This window comes from Daeguia caeni (assembly GCF_042653845.1).
GTDB classification, from domain to species: Bacteria; Pseudomonadota; Alphaproteobacteria; order Rhizobiales; family Rhizobiaceae; genus Brucella; species Brucella caeni.
This window is the reverse complement of the sequence record NZ_JBHSEL010000040.1, coordinates 1-3,258: the sequence shown is the minus strand read 5'-3', so window position 1 is coordinate 3,258 and position 3,258 is coordinate 1. Positions and strand designations below refer to the sequence as shown.

The window sequence follows — 3,258 nt, the reverse complement described above, 5'->3', positions numbered from 1 at the left end:
CAATCCTCTCTAATCCACAAATTCCACATACCGGACAAAACCATGAGCACCACGATTGCCGATAGACTGAGAGCCCGAGCCGAACAGATGGGGCTGAACGCGCGAGAGGTGGCCGAACAGGCGCGCGTCAACAGGTCCTTCGTCTACGACATCATGCGCGGACGCTCAGAACGCCCGAACATCGAAAAGCTCGACAAGGTTGCTGCGATCATCAAGGTCGATCGCAATTGGCTGCTGCATGGCAAGGGCGTGGTCGACGGCGATGAGCCGGACATGGAAGTGGCGGACCCCTTCGTGGCGATCCCCTCTGTCGCGGTGACCGCATCGATGGGTGGTGGCAAGATCGTTGCCGACGAAGTGGAAAACGGTGAACCCTACCATTTTAGAAACTCGTGGATCACGCATCGGCTGCGCGCCAACCCGGCAAACCTGCGCATCATGCATGTGGAGGGCGACAGCATGATGCCGACCCTGCACGACGGCGACGTCGTGCTCGTCGACCTTGCCCGTTGCATGCCGACACCGCCCGGCATCTTCGTGCTGTTCGACGGCATGGGTCTGGTGGCCAAGCGGCTGGAGCATATCCCGAACTCTGAGCCGCCGCGGGTGCGCATCATCTCCGACAACACGTTCTACAGCCCCTATGAGCGCACGGCCGAGGAGATCAGGATCATCGGGCGCATTCGCTGGTTCGGCCGGGAGATCTGATCTTGATCGTGTTCGAGGAAGTGGTCGATGACGATCCGGCGCTCGTGCACTCGCCAATGGTGCGGGCAATGGAAAAGACCTTCGCCTATATCTACGAGCACGGAGCGATCCCGCTGACGCCATCAAAAGCCTTCAAACGCAGCTTCGTCCACTGGGCGGCCGCCGAGTTCGAATGGCCGGGCTATCTGGAGGCCGACCTCTTCGCCATCAACAAGGTGCTGAACGAGATCGACTTCGGTCCGCTGATGGACCTGCACGATCTGATGATTGCCCTGAAGATCGGGCGTCACTCCAAGGGCCAGTTCACGCTGACCAAGGCGGGCCAGTCCCTGGTTGGTCATCCTGGCCGGCTGTTCGGCATCATCACGCCGTTCTATCTCTTCGAAGTGGACCACCTGCAATTTGCACGGCGGCCGGAACGATTGCCGGGCAATTGGGACATCTTCCTCAATGTGCTGAATGTCGAGGTCGAGAATGGCGCGACCGCAACGGAACTGCGCCACACGCTCTATGGGCCAAAGGGCGAGTCAGAACGCTTCGATATGATCCTCAGCAACCTCTATGTTCAGGTTCTGCGTCCGCTATGCTGGACGGGGCTGTTGCGAGAGGATCGCGTTGAGGGCGCGCGACGATTCGATGATGGCCTGTTCACCAAGACGTCACTGTGGCGCACGGCGCTGCGCCTGGACACCGACAGGGACGTGCGGCCGGCAACGCACCACTGAGCAGGCCGTGCCACCGCGTAACGTTATCGCCCTACTGCACCTTGTCGACGTTGCGCCGTGGTGGCAGGGAGGGACTTCACGGGCGGCGTCTGCGGCCCACCATATCCGGAACCGGCATGGTAACAGGCCGTAAGGCAGTCGTTGCCGTTGATGGGGCTTGTTGAATACGAGATGATGCGGTTTCCGTTGTCGCAGATGCAGGAATAGAGATAATGCTTACCAAGGGACGGCGAGGATGCCTGCACTTTCTCAATCCGGTAGGCCGATGCCGTAGTGGCGGTGGCAATGAGGGCTGCCAGCATGGCAGTGACTTGTACGACGCGCTTCATGTGTTCCTCCCGAGCCATAAGATGTGGGCAGTGTAGGTCGGGCAATCTGAACCGCCGCTGAACGAGCGCCATCCAGTACTCATGATTGCGTACTAACCTGACAAATAATTGATTGTGCTTGTGTTTTCATGATTTCCACGTACCGTTCGTTTATCAGGATTGATTGCGAACGGTCTCATGCACGACGNGTTCTGTCCGAACAGTCCAGTCATTTATCTGCTGCCGGCAGAGAAAGTTCATTCGACATTCTCGCCCTCAAACGCCGTGTTGGTCGTCGCAAACCGAGCAACCGAGTTGGAGGGCAATGATGCCAGGGACAAAGAGAAAGACTGACGCCGCACCATGGCAACCGGGCAACCGCGATGCGGCGCACGCGGGCGTGGTCACGCAGCTTGCAGCGCTGAAGCGAATGACGGTGGTCGAGCTGAAGGCGAAGTGGGAAAGCCTCTTCGGTACACCCGCTCCGAACAACAGCCGCAGTTACCTCGAGCTGAGGCTCGGCTACCGGGTCCAGGAACTGACCCTCGGCGGCCTGACCCGCGAGACGCGGCGGACGCTGGACTTGCTGGCTGACGAAATCGAAGGCCGGGCCAAGCGCAAGACGGTCATCGCGGATCCCCGCAACCCCGTGGTCGGAACCCGCCTCGTGCGTGAATGGGACGGGGTAGAGCACACCGTCACTGTGATGAAGGACGGCTTCGACTGGCAGGGGCGCAAGTTCAAGTCGCTCTCGGCGGTGGCGCGGGCGATCACCGGCACGCAGTGGAACGGCTACCGCTTCTTCGGCTTGCGCGAGGCCCGGAGGGACGACCGATGAGCCGTCATCAGGAAGCCGTCGCGGTCGTTCCGCGCCGCCAGCGCTGCGCCATCTATACCCGCAAGTCGAGCGAGGAAGGGCTCGACATGGAGTTCAACAGCCTCGACGCCCAGCGCGAGGCTTGCGAGGCCTTCGTGACGAGCCAGAAGGCGGAAGGCTGGGCCACCATTCGCGAACGCTACGATGATGGCGGCTTCTCCGGCGGCACGCTGGAGCGCCCCGGCCTGAAGCGCCTCATTCAGGACGTCGAGGCGGGTCTGATCGATGTGATCGTGGTCTACAAGATCGACCGGCTTTCGCGCTCGCTGATGGACTTCGCCAAGCTGGTCGAGATCTTCGACCGCAATCAGGTGACCTTCGTTTCGGTCACGCAGTCGTTCAACACCACGACCTCGATGGGTCGCCTGACCCTGAACATCCTCCTCAGCTTCGCGCAGTTCGAGCGTGAGGTGATCGGCGAGCGCATCCGCGACAAGGTCGCGGCATCCCGCAAGCGCGGCATGTGGATGGGCGGTCACGTCCCGCTGGGCTACGACGTGCGTGACCGAAAGCTGGTGATCAACGAGGCCGAGTCCGCAACGGTCCGGATGATCTTCGAGCGCTTTGTGGCCACCGGTTCGGCCACCAGGCTGGCGAAGGCGCTGGCGGCCGAGGGTGTCGTCAACAAGCGTGGCAAGCT

At 61.2% G+C, this 3,258-nt stretch carries 5 protein-coding genes; 4 read left to right on the top strand and 1 reads right to left on the bottom strand.

All coding sequences use genetic code 11. From position 1 onward, the window contains the following. Positions 1-42: 42 nt before the first annotated feature. Both ACFO1V_RS04220 and ACFO1V_RS04215 read left to right on the top strand, forming a co-directional pair. Positions 43-708 (top strand): XRE family transcriptional regulator, encoded by a 666-nt coding sequence (locus tag ACFO1V_RS04220; RefSeq protein ID WP_121987381.1) that lies wholly within the window; start codon positions 43-45, stop codon positions 706-708. Positions 709-710: 2 nt separating this feature from the next. Beyond that, positions 711-1,433: a hypothetical protein gene (locus ACFO1V_RS04215; RefSeq protein ID WP_109988930.1), complete on the top strand. Its 723-nt coding sequence runs from the start codon at positions 711-713 to the stop codon at positions 1,431-1,433. Positions 1,434-1,456: 23 nt separating this feature from the next. On the opposite strand, the gene ACFO1V_RS04210 is transcribed toward ACFO1V_RS04215, so the two are convergent. Continuing rightward, positions 1,457-1,762, bottom strand: a complete 306-nt coding sequence (locus tag ACFO1V_RS04210; protein WP_109988931.1) for a hypothetical protein — start codon at positions 1,760-1,762, stop codon at positions 1,457-1,459. 307 nt (positions 1,763-2,069) lie between these two features. Here ACFO1V_RS04210 and ACFO1V_RS04205 point away from each other — a divergent pair, with 307 nt between their 5' ends. Together ACFO1V_RS04205 and ACFO1V_RS04200 are read left to right on the top strand one after the other, a co-directional pair. Next, positions 2,070-2,579, top strand: coding sequence for a DUF2924 domain-containing protein (locus ACFO1V_RS04205; RefSeq protein WP_109988933.1), 510 nt, complete (start codon positions 2,070-2,072; stop codon positions 2,577-2,579). Further along, a partial coding sequence (locus ACFO1V_RS04200) for a recombinase family protein (RefSeq protein ID WP_380075064.1) occupies positions 2,576-3,258 on the top strand: 683 nt, incomplete at its 3' end. The genes ACFO1V_RS04205 and ACFO1V_RS04200, both read left to right, overlap by 4 nt.

Coding starts and splice junctions, on each gene's coding strand:
- ACFO1V_RS04210 (WP_109988931.1), bottom strand. CDS start 1,762: ATGAAGCGCGTCGTACAAGTCACTGCCATGCTGGCAGCCCTCATTGCC.
- ACFO1V_RS04205 (WP_109988933.1), top strand. CDS start 2,070: ATGCCAGGGACAAAGAGAAAGACTGACGCCGCACCATGGCAACCGGGC.
- ACFO1V_RS04220 (WP_121987381.1), top strand. CDS start 43: ATGAGCACCACGATTGCCGATAGACTGAGAGCCCGAGCCGAACAGATG.